10 protein-coding genes are annotated in these 14,554 nt (G+C 67.1%); 9 read left to right on the forward strand and 1 reads right to left on the reverse strand.

All coding sequences use genetic code 11. From position 1 onward, the window contains the following. Positions 1-2: 2 nt before the first annotated feature. From ABTW65_RS20225 to ABTW65_RS20245, 5 genes are all read left to right on the forward strand, one after another. The gene (locus ABTW65_RS20225) at positions 3-1,241 is read left to right on the forward strand and encodes an MCE family protein (protein WP_350663352.1); all 1,239 of its coding nucleotides are present in this window, start codon (positions 3-5) and stop codon (positions 1,239-1,241) included. Positions 1,242-1,377: 136 nt separating this feature from the next. Beyond that, on the forward strand, positions 1,378-2,010 hold the full coding sequence (locus ABTW65_RS20230; protein WP_350663354.1) for a hypothetical protein: 633 nt from the start codon (positions 1,378-1,380) through the stop codon (positions 2,008-2,010). 8 nt (positions 2,011-2,018) lie between these two features. Then, on the forward strand, positions 2,019-2,942 hold the full coding sequence (locus ABTW65_RS20235) for a J domain-containing protein (RefSeq protein WP_350663356.1): 924 nt from the start codon (positions 2,019-2,021) through the stop codon (positions 2,940-2,942). A 349-nt stretch (positions 2,943-3,291) separates the two neighbouring features. Then, positions 3,292-6,762 (forward strand): DNA-directed RNA polymerase subunit beta, encoded by a 3,471-nt coding sequence (gene rpoB / locus ABTW65_RS20240; protein WP_350663358.1) that lies wholly within the window; start codon positions 3,292-3,294, stop codon positions 6,760-6,762. Positions 6,763-6,851: 89 nt separating this feature from the next. Continuing rightward, positions 6,852-10,727 carry a DNA-directed RNA polymerase subunit beta' gene (locus ABTW65_RS20245; RefSeq protein WP_350663359.1) on the forward strand — a complete coding sequence of 1,292 codons (3,876 nt, stop codon included), beginning with the start codon at positions 6,852-6,854 and terminating at the stop codon, positions 10,725-10,727. A gap of 69 nt (positions 10,728-10,796) precedes the next feature. On the opposite strand, the gene ABTW65_RS20250 is transcribed toward ABTW65_RS20245, so the two are convergent. Then, positions 10,797-11,678, reverse strand: a complete 882-nt coding sequence (locus ABTW65_RS20250) for an alcohol dehydrogenase catalytic domain-containing protein (protein WP_350663362.1) — start codon at positions 11,676-11,678, stop codon at positions 10,797-10,799. Between the two features lie 108 nt (positions 11,679-11,786). Here ABTW65_RS20250 and ABTW65_RS20255 point away from each other — a divergent pair, with 108 nt between their 5' ends. From ABTW65_RS20255 to ABTW65_RS20270, 4 genes are all read left to right on the forward strand, one after another. Then, complete coding sequence (locus ABTW65_RS20255; protein ID WP_350663364.1) at positions 11,787-12,173, forward strand: winged helix-turn-helix transcriptional regulator; 387 nt, start codon at positions 11,787-11,789, stop codon at positions 12,171-12,173. Between the two features lie 304 nt (positions 12,174-12,477). Beyond that, a complete protein-coding gene (locus ABTW65_RS20260) occupies positions 12,478-12,939 on the forward strand; it encodes a DUF4232 domain-containing protein (protein ID WP_350663366.1) in 462 nt (153 codons plus the stop codon). 30 nt (positions 12,940-12,969) lie between these two features. Beyond that, entirely contained in the window at positions 12,970-14,037 is a 1,068-nt protein-coding gene (locus ABTW65_RS20265; RefSeq protein ID WP_350663368.1) for a glycerophosphodiester phosphodiesterase family protein, read from the forward strand. A gap of 23 nt (positions 14,038-14,060) precedes the next feature. Beyond that, positions 14,061-14,546: a pyridoxamine 5'-phosphate oxidase family protein gene (locus tag ABTW65_RS20270; protein WP_350663370.1), complete on the forward strand. Its 486-nt coding sequence runs from the start codon at positions 14,061-14,063 to the stop codon at positions 14,544-14,546. Positions 14,547-14,554 lie beyond the last annotated feature (8 nt).

Genomic DNA, 14,554 nt, shown 5'->3' on the forward strand with positions numbered 1-14,554 from the left:
TGATGATCTTCTTGCTGATCACCCTCGTCGGGGTCAGCTTCGTCGGCGCGCGCTACGCCCGTCTGGGGTCGCTGTTCGTCAAGGACCACTACGTCGTGATGGCCCACTTCGAGCAGTCCGGCGGCATCTACGAGGATGCCGAGGTCGACTACCGAGGCGTCAAGATCGGCCAGGTCGGTGAGCTGGTGCTCAACCGCAGCGGTGTCGACGTGACCCTGAAGATCGACAAGGACTGGCAGGAGAAGATCCCGGCCGACAGCCTCGCCGTGGTCGGCAACCGCTCCGCCGTCGGTGAGCAGTACGTCGAGCTGCAGCCGCAGTCGAAGGGCGGGCCCTACCTCGAGGACGGCTCCGAGATCGCTCGCGCCGCGACGACCACGCCGCTGCCGACCGAGAAGCTCCTCGAGGACGTCACCACGACGGTGAACTCGGTTGACCAGAAGGCGCTCACGACGACCATCGACGAGCTCGGCAAGGGCTTCGCCGGCACCGGTCAGGACCTGCAGACCATCATCGACACCGGCACCGCCTTCGTGGAGACCGCCGACCAGAACTTCGCCCTCACCACCCAGCTGATCCGGGACAGCAACACCGTCCTCCAGGGCCAGCTGGACAGCAGCTCGGCGATCAAGTCGTTCGCGACCGACCTGGAGCTGTTCACCGGCACCCTGGCCGGCTCCAACAAGGACCTGATCAGGCTGATCGAGAGCGGCTCGGCCAGCTCGGTCGAGCTGCGCCAGTTCCTGGAGCAGAACGGCGTGGAGATCGGCGAGCTCCTCAACGAGGTGCTGGTGACCGGCAAGGTCGTCCGGAAGAACCTGCCCGGCGTCAAGCACCTGCTCTCCATCTTCCCGGTCGTCGTCGAGGGCAGCTTCGCGGTCGTCGACGTCGGCCACCCCGGCCTGGCGCAGGCCCACTTCGGGTTGGCCCTGACCAGCCAGGCGCCGTGCAAGCAGGGCTACGAGAGCACGAAGAAGCGCAGCCCGCTGGACCTGCAGAGCCGTCCGTTCAACACCGAGGTCTCCTGCACCGAGGCCCCGAGCAAGTCGAACCCGCGCGGCTCCAGCCAGGTTCCGCGTGCCGCCGTCGGTGGCACCGACTCGATCGCCAGCTTCGACCCGGACACCGGCGAGCTCACCTGGGGCGAGGCCGAGGACATCACCGTGTCGACCGCCGCTCCGTCCGCCTACGGCGACGACGCCTGGAAGTGGCTCTACCTGCAGCCGATGGAGACCGAGTAGCCGGACCCCTGACCACCAAGCAGCCGACCGGGGTCGGGGCCCGGAGCGCTGCCGCATCGACCGATTCGCCCGCGGCGTACGGTGTTGATGCTTGGAAATGGCTCCTGGAGCCGCTGACCACAGAGAGTGATCCGTTTTGAGCACCACGACCGACCCCGGCCCCGATACGGAGACCGGCTCAGAGAACGACCAGGCGACCGCCAGGCGGGGCGCACTGCTCCGCTGGGGCGTCCTGGCCCTGCTGATCGCCGTGATCCTGGCTGCCGTCGGCTACGTCGGCTGGCAGCTGACCCGCGGCGCCGATGAGTCGGTGGTGAGCCAGCGCGAGCAGGTGATGTCGGCCGCTGACAAGTTCGTCGGCCGGGTCAACACCTACGGTCCCGAGGACGTCGGCAGCGACAAGAAGACGATGCCGAAGTACCGCGAGCGGGTGGGGGAGCTGCTGACCCCGAAGTTCGAGAAGAGCTTCCTGGGCAACGTCGCCTTCGCCGAGGCCACCGTCGTCCAGCAGGGCGTCGGTCGCACCACGAGCGTGCACAGCACGGGCGTCGCCGGCCTCGACGAGGACAGCGCGACCGTGCTCGTCGTCGCCGAGCTCGCGATCAGCTACCCGAAGGCCGAGGGCTCCGAGGAGCGCGTCGAGGCCGCCCGCCAGCTCTCGCGGACGGAGGTGGAGCTGGTGAAGCAGAACGGGAAGTGGCTGGTCGACGACTGGTACCCCGCCGAGGAAGCTCCTACAACGGATCGCAGCGAAGGGGTGACACCATGAGTTCCACGATGACTAGTCCGACCTGGTACGACCTGCTCGACGTCGAGCCCGATGCCGCCACCGACGACATCCGCGCGGCGTGGAAGTCCGCGATCGCCGACCTGGACCCCACCGACCGCCGCTTCCGCACCCTCAACGAAGCCGCCGCGGTCCTGCTGGACGAGAAGAAGCGGGCTGCGTACGACGCGGAGCTGGCCGCTCTCGAGGAGGCTGCGGTCGAGGACGAGGACGAGGACGCTGAGGCCGACGACGAGACCGCTGACGTCGAGGACGAGGCAGCAGTCGTCGCGTCTGACGACGACGAGCCTGCCGACGAGGAACCCGAAGCCGAGGAGAGCCCGGCCGCCGGCCGTACGCTCCCGCTGCTGCCGACGTGGGCGCTGATCGCCGCCGGCGCCCTCGCCCTGGCCGCGGTCGTCGCTGCTGGTGTGGTTTTCTTCGGGCAGGAGAAGGTCGCCACCGTCTCCAACAACAACGTCACGACCAGCACCGTCGAGGGCGCTGTGGGCAAGCAGATCACCCGCAACCACAAGCTCCTCGTCGAGGAGCAGGGCGGCGAGGCGCTCGAGGCTGCGAAGAAGGCAGCCGTCCCGCTGCTCTCCTACGACTACAGCAAGATGGACGAGTCGAAGAGCAAGGCTCACGACGTGATGACGAAGGACTACCGGGAGGACTACGACCGGCTCTTCGCGGTGCTCGTTGACAACGTCCCCGAGACGAAGACCGTGGTGAAGACGCTCGCCCCGGTCGACGCCGGCGTCATCCGGGTCGCCGAGGACACCGTGCAGATCCTCGTGCTGGTCGACCGCCAGGTCACCAACGCCCAGCGGAGCACCCCGATCGGCTACCAGGAGTACGCGATGCTCACGATGGCCAAGGTCGGCGACGAGTGGCTGGTGGACAAGGTCGAGACGCAGCCGAGCCAGGACTAGGCCCGAGCTGACCTGGCCTTCCAGGCTTTTGCGCTACCTGTCAAGTGATTGGAATAACTTTTCCGTGGGTCGGACCGATTGGCGCGGATGCTTGACCCGGGGTGCCGATGGGGCGCATGATCATCCGCGATGCTCGACAATGGCACTGCACCGACAACGCCGAGGTTCGAGCGCCGCAGGTGTGAATGAAGGTACGCCGGACTTTTAATTGGGCCCGGTGTTGTGAAGTGCGCTTTTGTGCCGTACTATGGCGCTTTGCGCATGCCTTCATATGCCCCTCAGCCTGCCCGGTGGCTGTTCGGTGGTCGGCAGCGCGAATCCACCTGCGAACCTTGTCGAAGGATTCCTCTTGGCCGCGCGCACCTCGTCGGGTGACTCCACCCCTCGCCGCATCTCTTTCGCTAAGATCTCAGAGCCTCTCGAGCTTCCCAAGCTCCTCGCCCTCCAGACCGACAGCTTCGACTGGCTGATCGGTAACGAGCGCTGGCAGGAGCAGGTCGCCGCCCGCGAAGCAGCGGGCGAGGACGTGTCTCACAAGTCCGGTCTACAGGAGATCTTTGAGGAGATCTCCCCGATCGAGGACTTCTCGGAGACGATGTCCCTCTCGTTCGAGAGCCCTGTCTTCTACGACCCCAAGTACACCGTCGAGGAGTGCAAGGAGAAGGACTTCACCTACTCCGCGCCTCTCTATGTCTCGGCGGAGTTCACCAACAACGACACCGGTGAGATCAAGGGCCAGACGGTCTTCATGGGCGACTTCCCGCTCATGACCGAACAGGGCACCTTCGTCATCAACGGCACCGAGCGTGTTGTCGTCTCGCAGCTCGTCCGGTCCCCGGGCGTCTACTTCGAGCGCACCGCCGACAAGACGTCCGACAAGGACATCTACACCGCCAAGCTGATCCCGAGCCGCGGCGCCTGGCTCGAGTTCGAGATCGACAAGCGCGACCTGGTCGGCGTCCGCCTCGACCGCAAGCGCAAGCAGAACGTCACCGTGCTGCTCAAGGCCCTCGGCTGGACCAACGAGCAGATCCGCGAGGAGTTCGGCGAGTACGAGTCGATGATGCTGACCCTCGAGAAGGACAGCACCACCGCTCAGGACGACGCGCTGCTCGACATCTACCGCAAGCTGCGCCCGGGCGAGCCCCCGACGCGTGAGGCCGCGCAGACGCTGCTGAACAACTACTACTTCAACCCGAAGCGCTACGACACCGCCAAGGTCGGTCGCTACAAGGTCAACAAGAAGCTCGGTCTGACCGAGGCCTTCGACCAGCAGACCCTGACCGTCGACGACATCGTCGCGACGATCAAGTACGTCGTGGCGCTGCACGACGGGCGTGCGCAGCTCGACATGCCGCAGGGCACGATCGACATCGCTGCTGACGACATCGACCACTTCGGCAACCGCCGGATGCGTACGGTCGGCGAGCTGATCCAGAACCAGCTGCGTACGGGCCTTGCTCGTATGGAGCGCGTGGTGCGCGAGCGGATGACGACCCAGGACGTCGAGGCGATCACGCCGCAGTCCCTGATCAACATCCGTCCCGTGGTCGCTGCGCTGAAGGAGTTCTTCGGCACCTCGCAGCTGTCGCAGTTCATGGACCAGAACAACCCGCTCGCGGGCCTGACGCACAAGCGGCGTCTGTCGGCTCTCGGTCCGGGTGGTCTCTCCCGTGACCGCGCCGGCATGGAGGTCCGAGACGTCCACCCGTCGCACTACGGCCGGATGTGTCCGATCGAGACCCCTGAAGGTCCCAACATCGGTCTGATCGGTTCGCTGGCCTCCTTCGGCCGGATCAACCCGTTCGGTTTCGTCGAGACGCCCTACCGCAAGGTGGAGAACGGTGTCGTCACCGACAAGATCGACTACCTGACCGCCGACGACGAGGACCGCTACGTCATCGCGCAGGCCAACGCGGCTGTCGACGAGAACATGAAGTTCGCGACCGAGCGCGTGCTGGTCCGCCAGCGCGACGGTGAGGTCTCCGAGCTCCTGGCCGACGAGGTCGACTACATCGACGTCTCGCCGCGCCAGATGGTGTCGGTCGCGACCGCGCTGATCCCGTTCCTCGAGCACGACGACGCCAACCGTGCGCTCATGGGCGCCAACATGCAGCGTCAGGCGGTGCCGCTGGTCCGCAGCGACTCGCCGCTGGTCGGCACGGGCATCGAGTACCGCGCGGCTGTCGACGCCGGTGATGTGCTCGTCGCGAAGAAGGCCGGTGTGGTCAAGGAGGTCTCCTCCGACCTGATCGAGACCCTCAACGACGACGGCACCTACACGTCGTACAAGCTCGCGAAGTTCGAGCGCTCCAACCAGGGCAACTGCGTCAACCAGCAGCCGCTGGTCGACGAGGGCGCCCGGGTCGAGGTCGGCTCCCCGCTGGCCGACGGTCCGGCGACCCAGGGTGCCGAGATGGCGCTGGGTGCCAACCTCCTGGTCGCCTTCCAGTCGTGGCAGGGCCACAACTACGAGGACGCGATCATCCTCTCCCAGCGTCTGGTGCAGCAGGACTACCTCACCTCGATCCACATCGAGGAGCACGAGGTCGACGCCCGCGACACCAAGCTGGGTCCGGAGGAGATCACCCGGGACATCCCGAACGTCTCCGAGGAGATGCTGGCCGACCTCGACGAGCGCGGCATCATCCGCATCGGCGCCGAGGTCACCACCGGTGACATCCTGGTCGGCAAGGTCACCCCGAAGGGCGAGACCGAGCTGACCCCGGAGGAGCGCCTGCTCCGCGCGATCTTCGGTGAGAAGGCGCGCGAGGTCCGCGACACCTCGATGAAGGTTCCGCACGGCGAGGAGGGCACCGTCATCGGTGTCCGCGTCTTCGACCGTGAGGAGGGCGACGAGCTGCCCCCGGGCGTGAACCAGCTGGTTCGGGTCTACGTGGCGCAGAAGCGCAAGATCTCCGTGGGTGACAAGCTCGCCGGCCGTCACGGCAACAAGGGCGTCATCGCGAAGATCCTGCCGGTCGAGGACATGCCGTTCATGGAGGACGGCACCCCGGTCGACGTTCTGCTCAACCCGCTCGGTGTTCCGCGTCGTATGAACATCGGACAGGTCCTGGAGCTCCACCTCGGCTGGCTCGCCAAGCAGGGCTGGGACCTCAACCTCTCCGAGGACCCCGAGGACAGCGCCTGGAAGCAGCGCCTCATCAAGATCCACGCCGACAAGGCCGACCCGGGCACCAAGGTGGCCACCCCGGTCTTCGACGGTGCGCGTGAGGACGAGATCACCGGCCTGCTCAGCGCGACCCTCCCCAACCGGGACGGGCGGCGTGTGGTCGGCACCGACGGCAAGGCCCGCCTCTTCGACGGTCGCTCCGGCGAGCCGTTCCCGGAGCCGGTGGCCGTGGGCTACATGTACATCCTGAAGCTGCACCACCTGGTCGACGACAAGATCCACGCGCGTTCGACCGGTCCGTACTCGATGATCACTCAGCAGCCGCTCGGCGGTAAGGCCCAGTTCGGTGGCCAGCGCTTCGGTGAGATGGAGGTCTGGGCGATGGAGGCGTACGGCGCCGCCTACGCCCTGCAGGAGCTCCTGACCATCAAGTCGGACGACGTGCCCGGCCGCGTGAAGGTGTACGAGGCGATCGTCAAGGGCGAGAACATCCCCGACTCGGGTATCCCGGAGTCGTTCAAGGTTCTCGTCAAGGAGATGCAGTCGCTGTGCCTGAACGTCGAGGTGCTGAGCCAGGACGGTTCGGCGATCGAGCTTCGTGACGCGGAGGAAGACGTCTTCCGCGCCGCCGAGGAGCTCGGCATCGACCTCTCCCGTCGCGAGCCCTCTTCCGTAGAGGAAGTCTGACGAGCGGGAGGTACGCCCCCCGGGCGTACCTCCCCTCCCTCAGTCCCCTTTGAACTTTCCAAGAACTAACGAAGGAACTGGAAGCCACCGTGCTCGACGTCAACTTCTTCGATCAGCTCAAGATCGGCCTGGCCACCGCGGACGAGATCCGCGCGTGGAGCCACGGCGAGGTCAAGAAGCCTGAGACCATCAACTACCGCACGCTCAAGCCCGAGCGTGACGGCCTCTTCTGCGAAAAGATCTTCGGTCCCACCCGGGACTGGGAGTGCTACTGCGGCAAGTACAAGCGCGTGCGCTTCAAGGGCATCATCTGTGAGCGCTGTGGCGTCGAGGTCACCCGCTCGAAGGTACGCCGCGAGCGGATGGGCCACATCGAGCTCGCCGCCCCGGTGACCCACATCTGGTACTTCAAGGGCGTTCCGTCGCGGCTGGGCTACCTGCTCGACCTCGCTCCGAAGGACCTGGAGAAGGTCATCTACTTCGCTGCGTACATGATCACCTCGGTCGACGAGGACTCGCGTCACCGCGACCTGTCCTCGCTCGAGGCCAAGGTCGACCAGCAGCGCAAGATGCTGACCGGCCGGCTCGACGTGGCGATCAACGACCGCGCCAAGAAGCTCGAGACCGACCTGGCCGCGCTCGAGGCCGAGGGCGCCAAGTCCGACGCCAAGCGCAAGGTCAAGGACGGCGCCGAGCGCGAGATGAAGCAGCTGCGCGACCGCACCGAGCGTGAGGTCAACCGTCTCGACGAGGTCTGGGACACCTTCAAGAACCTGAAGGTCCAGGACCTCATGGGCGACGAGCTGCTCTACCGCGAGATGAAGACCTGGTTCGGGAAGTACTTCGAGGGCCACATGGGCGCCACGGCGATCCAGAAGCGCCTCGAGAACTTCGACATCGAGGCCGAGGTCGAGAACCTGCGCGAGACCATCGCCACCGGCAAGGGTCAGCGCAAGGTCCGCGCGCTCAAGCGCCTCAAGGTCGTCGACGCCTTCCGCAAGACCGGCAACAAGCCGACCGGCATGGTGCTCGACGCCGTCCCGGTCATCCCGCCGGACCTGCGCCCGATGGTGCAGCTCGACGGTGGCCGCTTCGCGACCTCCGACCTCAACGACCTCTACCGTCGTGTGATCAACCGCAACAACCGCCTCAAGCGTCTCCTTGACCTCGGTGCCCCCGAGATCATCGTGAACAACGAGAAGCGGATGCTGCAGGAGGCCGTCGACTCACTGTTCGACAACGGTCGTCGTGGCCGCCCGGTCACCGGGCCGGGCAACCGCCCGCTGAAGTCGCTCTCCGACATGCTCAAGGGCAAGCAGGGTCGCTTCCGTCAGAACCTGCTCGGTAAGCGCGTCGACTACTCCGGCCGTTCGGTCATCGTGTCGGGTCCGCAGCTCAAGCTGCACCAGTGCGGTCTGCCGAAGCAGATGGCCCTGGAGCTGTTCAAGCCGTTCGTGATGAAGCGCCTGGTGGACCTGAGCCACGCTCAGAACATCAAGTCCGCCAAGCGGATGGTCGAGCGTGCTCGCCCGGTCGTGTGGGACGTCCTCGAAGAGGTCATCACCGAGCACCCGGTTCTGCTGAACCGTGCGCCCACCCTGCACCGCCTCGGCATCCAGGCCTTCGAGCCGCAACTGATCGAGGGTAAGGCCATCCAGCTGCACCCGCTCGTCTGCACCGCGTTCAACGCGGACTTCGACGGTGACCAGATGGCTGTCCACCTGCCGCTGTCGGCAGAGGCCCAGGCCGAGGCTCGCATCCTGATGCTCTCGACCAACAACATCCTCAAGCCGTCCGACGGTCGTCCGGTCACCATGCCGACCCAGGACATGATCATCGGTCTCTACTTCATCACCTCCGACCGCGAGGGTGAGACCGGCGAGGGCCGTGCGTTCTCGTCCCCGGCCGAGGCCATCATGGCCTTCGACCACCTCGAGATCACGCTGCAGTCGAAGGTCAAGATCCGCCTCGACGACATCGTCCCGCCGATCGGCTACGACGTGCCGGAGGGCTGGACCGAAGGCAACCCGCTCGTGCTCGAGACCACGCTGGGCCGGGTGATCTTCAACGACACCCTCCCCGCCGACTACCCCTTCGTGAACTACGAGGTCGGTAAGAAGCAGCTCGGCGCGATCATCAACGACCTGGCCGAGCGCTACACCAAGGTCGAGGTCGCGGCGTCGCTGGACGCGCTCAAGGACAACGGCTTCCACTGGGCCACCCGTTCGGGTGTCACGGTCTCCATCGACGACGTCACCACGCCGCCGAACAAGGCCGAGATCCTGGAGACGTTCGAGGCGCAGGCTGCCAAGGTGCAGAAGCAGTTCGAGCGTGGTCTGGTTACCGACGAGGAGCGCCGTCAGGAGCTCGTCGAGATCTGGACCGAGGCTGCCAAGGTCGTCGGTGCTGCCATGGAGGCGGCGTTCGACAAGAAGAACCCGATCTTCATGCAGGTCACCTCGGGTGCTTCGGGTAACTTCAACCAGATCCGCCAGGTCGGCGCCATGCGAGGCCTGGTGGCGAACCCGAAGGGCGAGATCATCCCGCGGCCGATCAAGTCGAACTTCCGCGAGGGTCTCTCCGTCCTGGAGTACTTCATCTCCACCCACGGTGCTCGTAAGGGTCTGGCCGACACCGCGCTGCGTACCGCCGACTCGGGTTACCTGACCCGTCGTCTGGTGGACGTTTCGCAGGACGTCATCATCCGTGAGGACGACTGTGGCACCGAGCGTGGTCTGCCCAAGGTCATCGGAGTCGAGGCGGCCGGCGTCGTCGTCAAGGACGACAACGCCGAGACCGCTGCGTACGCTCGCACGGCTGCTGTCGACATCGAGCACCCGTCGACCGGCGAGGTTCTCGCCGTCGCCGGCGAGGACCTGGGCGACGTCAAGATCGAGGAGCTGGTTCGCGCCGGCATCACCGAGGTCAAGGTCCGTTCGGTCCTCACCTGTGAGGCCCGCACGGGTACGTGTGCCAAGTGCTACGGCCGCTCGCTGGCCACCGGCAAGCTCGTCGACATCGGTGAGGCGGTCGGCATCATCGCCGCCCAGTCCATCGGTGAGCCCGGCACCCAGCTGACCATGCGTACGTTCCACACCGGTGGTGTGGCCTCGGCCGACGACATCACGCAGGGTCTGCCGCGTGTCGTCGAGCTCTTCGAGGCGCGTACGCCGAAGGGTGTCACGCCGATCTCCGAGGTCGCCGGTCGCATCGAGATCGAGGAGACCGACAAGGCCCGCAAGGTCCTGGTCACCCCGGACGACGGTTCCGAGGTCAAGGAGTACGTGGTGTCGCGCCGCTCGCGTCTGCGCGTCGGCGACGGCGACCACATCGAGGTCGGCGCGCCGCTGACCATCGGTACGCCGGACCCCAAGGAGGTCCTCCGTATCCTCGGTGTCCGCAAGACCCAGCAGCACCTCGTCGACGAGGTTCAGCAGGTCTACCGGTCGCAGGGTGTGTCCATCCACGACAAGCACATCGAGATCATCGTGCGGCAGATGCTGCGCCGGATCACGGTGCTCGAGTCGGGTGACACCAACCTGCTGCCGTCCGACCTGGCCGACCGCATCGACTTCGAGTCGGAGAACCGGCGCGTGGTCTCCGAGGGCGGCAAGCCGGCCTCGGGTCGTCCGGAGCTGATGGGCATCACCAAGGCCTCGCTGGCCACCGAGTCCTGGCTGTCGGCGGCCTCCTTCCAGGAGACCACCCGCGTCCTCACCGACGCTGCCATCAACGGCCGCTCGGACTCGCTGCGCGGTCTGAAGGAGAACGTCATCATCGGTAAGCTCATCCCGGCCGGCACCGGCCTGGAGCGCTACCGGAACATCAAGGTCGAGCCGACCGATGAGGCTCGCGCCGCGGCGTACTCCGTGACCGGTTACGACAACTACGACTACGAGTTCGGCAACACCGGCGGCCAGGCCGTCGCGCTGGACGACTTCGACTTCGGTTCGTACCAGAGCTGATCATCGAGTGGTCTAGAAGGCCCCGCCTCCCTCGGGAGGCGGGGCCTTCGCCCTTTTGCCAGGGCTCTGTCAAGGCACGAGGAGCCAGCGTCCGTCCGAGCCCGGCGCCGCTAGGGCCTCCTGGTAGGCCTCGGCGGCCTTGCTCAGCGGGCGGGTCGCGGCGATCCGGGTCGGCACCGAGCCGTCGGCGGCGAACCGGAGGAGGTCGGCGAGCACCGCCCCGTCGGGATGGTTCAGCGCGGTCGACACCTCGATGCCGCGCTCGGGCGCCGGTGCCCGGCCGGGCTTGACGCTGATGTAGCGGCCGCCGTCGCGTACGCCTGCCCGGGCCGGCTCGTTGAGCGCCGCCAGGTCGAGGACGGCGTCGTGCGCGTGCGGCTCGATCTCGGTGACGGCGCGGTCGGCGCCGGTGGCGAGGTGCTCGGTGCCGGGGCGTACCAGGGCGTCGACCGTCCAACCGTCGGCTTTCGCCAGCCCCAGCGCCCACAGGCCGACGCCGCCGGCGGCACCGGTGACGAGGAGGCTGCCGCGTTCGGGGCCGAGGAGGTCGAGGGCTTGGCGGGCGGTGAGCGCGTTGAGCGGAGCCGCGGCCGCCGCCTCGAGAGTGAGGCCGTCGGGTACGGCCGCCGCGTCGGCGGCGGCGAGCACGATCTCGGTCGCGTGGGCACGGGCGCCTGCGGCCGGGTCGCCGTGGAGGCCGGCGACGCGGTCGCCGACGGCGAATCCGGAGACCGCCTCGCCGACCTCGGTGACCACGCCACTGAAGTCGAAGCCGAGGCCGATCACATCGGGGAGGCCGATGGCTGCGTGGTCGCTGGCGACGAAGGCGTCGAAGAGGGTGAAGCCGGCGGCGGCCACCTCTACCCGGATGTCGTCACCGCCGAGCTGCTGCGCCGGGAGCTCCTCGAGGCGCGGGGTCGGGTCGCCAGCGCGGGAGATGAGTGCGTACATGGTGTTCGTCCTTTTTGTGGTCGATTGGTTGCATGTACTACTTTCGGTGCCCTACTCTCCTTTGGGAAGAAGGCACTTTGAAGTGGTGTAGGCACCTGGAGGTTCGCCATGGGGACGACAACGGCCGAGCGGCCGAGCGGATTCGACGCATTCTCGGCGCTGTGTCCGAGCCGGCGGCTCCTGGACACGATCGGTGACAAGTGGGTGAGCCTGGCGATCGTGGCGATCGGTCTGCGTGGACCGCTGAGGTATTCAGAACTGGCCTCGCAGATCGAGGGGGTGAGCCAGAAGATGCTGACCCAGTCGCTGCGGAGGATGGAGCGCGACGGTCTGCTGACCCGCACGGTGACGCCGTCGGTGCCGATGCGGACCGACTATGAGCTCACTCCGCTCGGGCAGACGCTGCTGCCGGTCATCGGCCACCTCAAGGCCTGGGCCGAGGAGCACATGCCGGAGGTGGACGCGGCCAGGACGGCGTACGACAGCAGGGTCTGAGATTTTCTCGAGATCCGACGCAACGAAGCGAACGGTCCGCGCGTCTCAGGATTGGGACGAAGAGTCAACTGGCTGGGTCATCTGGCTGACATCTGCTACTCGAGGAGCGGAGATGCGGCACCTACGACTGATGGTGGTCGGAGTCGGGATCCTCGGCGTGCTCGCGGCGGGAGGTTGTGGGTCGACGAAGGACGGGGCGGTCGACTCGTCACCATCTGCCTCCGGGACCGCGGATCCCACCCAGTCAGGCAGCGCACCATCGTCCCCGACTCAGTCCTCACCGGCGGCCACGGGGGGTTCGCCGGTGAGGACTGAGTCCTCTGCTCCCTCTGACCCTGCGCCGACGGATGCGGAGACGCCGAAGTGCACCAATGCCGATCTGAAGGCCGGCTATCGCGCGACCGACGCGGGCGCGGGATCGCGGTTCGGCGAGATCACGCTGACCAACGTCTCCGATCAAGCCTGTGCTCTTGGTGGTTTCGGCGGGCTGTCGTACGTCGGGGGTGGCGATGGCACCCAGATCGGCGCGCCGGCGGCGCGTGAGGGCAAGTGGCGCAAGGTCATCATGAAGCCGGGGCAGGTGGCGGTGAGCGAGGTCGCCGAGTCGACGGCCGAGAACTATCCGGCCTCGGCCTGCAAGCCGGCCAAGGTGGACGGGTTCCGGGTCTACGTGCCGGACTCCTACGACTCGCAGTTCGTCCGTCACGAGACGACCGGGTGTGCGGACAAGAACGTGTCGCTCCTGTCTCATCACGCGTTCCACTAGCGGCCATCCGCCCGCGGGATCCTGTCGGGCATGAGACGTGTCCGAGCAGGCCTCCTCGTGTCCGCGGCGCTCCTGGCGAGCTCCGCCATCACCCCGGCTCACGCCGGCAACGATCCGCGTACGTTCGACCTCCAGGCGCACCGCGGCGGCATCGCGCTGACGGTCGAGAACACGCTGCCGGCCTTCGAGCGGGCGCTCCAGCTGGGCGTGAGCACCCTCGAGCTCGATGTGCAGATCACCGAGGACGGCCATGCGGTCGTGACACACGACCGGGACCCGAACCCGGCCAAGTGCATCGACACCGCGCCGGCGTTCCCCGGTGACCCGGAGTTCCCGTACGTGCCGAACCGGACCTACATCAAGGACCTGACGCTCGCGCAGGTGCGCACGATCGACTGCGGGTCGCTGCGACAGCCGCAGTTCCCTGACCAAGTGCTCTCGCCGGGCGAGCGGATGCCGCTGCTCTCGGAGGTGTTTGCGCTGGTCAACAGCTACCACGCCGGCCAGGTCCAGCTGAACGTGGAGACGAAGGTCGAGGCTGGAGCGCCGGAGCAGACCGCGCCGCGCGAGCAGTTCGTCCACGTCGTCCTGGCCGAGATCAGGCGGGCGCACATCCGCAACCAGGTCACGATCCAGAGCTTCGACTGGGGTGCGCTGAAGCGGTTCCGCGAGGTCGAGCCGCGGCTGCCGATCGTCGCGCTGACCAACGGGCAGCAGTTCCTCCAGGAGGGACGGCCGGGCGCCTCGCCGTGGCTGGGCGGGATCGACATCGACGACTTCGAGGGGTCGCTGCAGGAGCGGTACGTCGCGGCCGCGGACTCGTTCGGCGCGGATGCCGTCTCGCCGGTCCACGGTGACCCGCAGGGCGGCTCGGTGTCGGACCCGGGCTACGTGCCGTTCACGACCCGGGAGTTGGTCGACACCGCGCACGCGCGCGGGATCGCGGTCGTGCCGTGGACGGTGGACGACGTCGCCACGATGGAGCACCTGATCGGGCTCGGCGTCGACGGGCTGATCACCGACAGGCCGGACGTGCTGCGCGAGGTGCTGGCCGAGCACGGCTACAAGCTGCCGCGCATATACCCAGGTCACGACTAGAAAAGTCGTTTACCCTCAGGGGTATGGCAGCTGATCTGGACAGACACGTCCGCGGGATCGTCGACGGTGTCGCCTACCTGGTGCTGGCGACCTCGGATCCCGACGGCCGGCCGCGTACGTCGCCGGTCTACTTCTCCCACGACGGCTACCGAGACCTCTACTGGGTCTCGGCGCCCGATGCGCAGCACTCCCGCAACCTCATCCGCGACCCGCGCGTGGCCGGGGTCATCTTCGACTCCTCGGTGCCGCCGGGGTCGGGGGCGAGCGCTGCGTACGTCACCGGGATGGCTCGGCAGGTGCCCGACTTCGAGCTCGAGAAGCGCTGCGAGGTGGCGTTCCACCGGCTGGTCGGGACGGCTCGGGCGTTCAAGCCCGAGCAGTTGCGCGGTGAGGCGTCGCTGCGGCTCTACGTGATGGACGTCGAGCTCTGGGAGGCGCATCTTCCCGGCGTCGACCCCGACGACGAGACCGCGCCCGAGACCAGGGTCGAGGTCGACCCCGAGGTCTGAGGGCCGGT

It is taken from the genome of Nocardioides sp. NPDC127503, assembly GCF_040302165.1.
Classification (GTDB): domain Bacteria; phylum Actinomycetota; class Actinomycetes; order Propionibacteriales; family Nocardioidaceae; genus Nocardioides.

What these genes read in the sequence shown, in the direction of transcription:
- ABTW65_RS20225 (WP_350663352.1), top strand. Translation starts at nt 3, where the DNA reads ATGATCTTCTTGCTGATCACCCTCGTCGGGGTCAGCTTCGTCGGCGCG.
- ABTW65_RS20250 (WP_350663362.1), bottom strand. Translation starts at nt 11,678, where the DNA reads ATGTACGCACTCATCTCCCGCGCTGGCGACCCGACCCCGCGCCTCGAG.
- ABTW65_RS20265 (WP_350663368.1), top strand. Translation starts at nt 12,970, where the DNA reads ATGAGACGTGTCCGAGCAGGCCTCCTCGTGTCCGCGGCGCTCCTGGCG.
- ABTW65_RS20270 (WP_350663370.1), top strand. Translation starts at nt 14,061, where the DNA reads ATGGCAGCTGATCTGGACAGACACGTCCGCGGGATCGTCGACGGTGTC.
- ABTW65_RS20235 (WP_350663356.1), top strand. Translation starts at nt 2,019, where the DNA reads ATGACTAGTCCGACCTGGTACGACCTGCTCGACGTCGAGCCCGATGCC.
- ABTW65_RS20255 (WP_350663364.1), top strand. Translation starts at nt 11,787, where the DNA reads ATGGGGACGACAACGGCCGAGCGGCCGAGCGGATTCGACGCATTCTCG.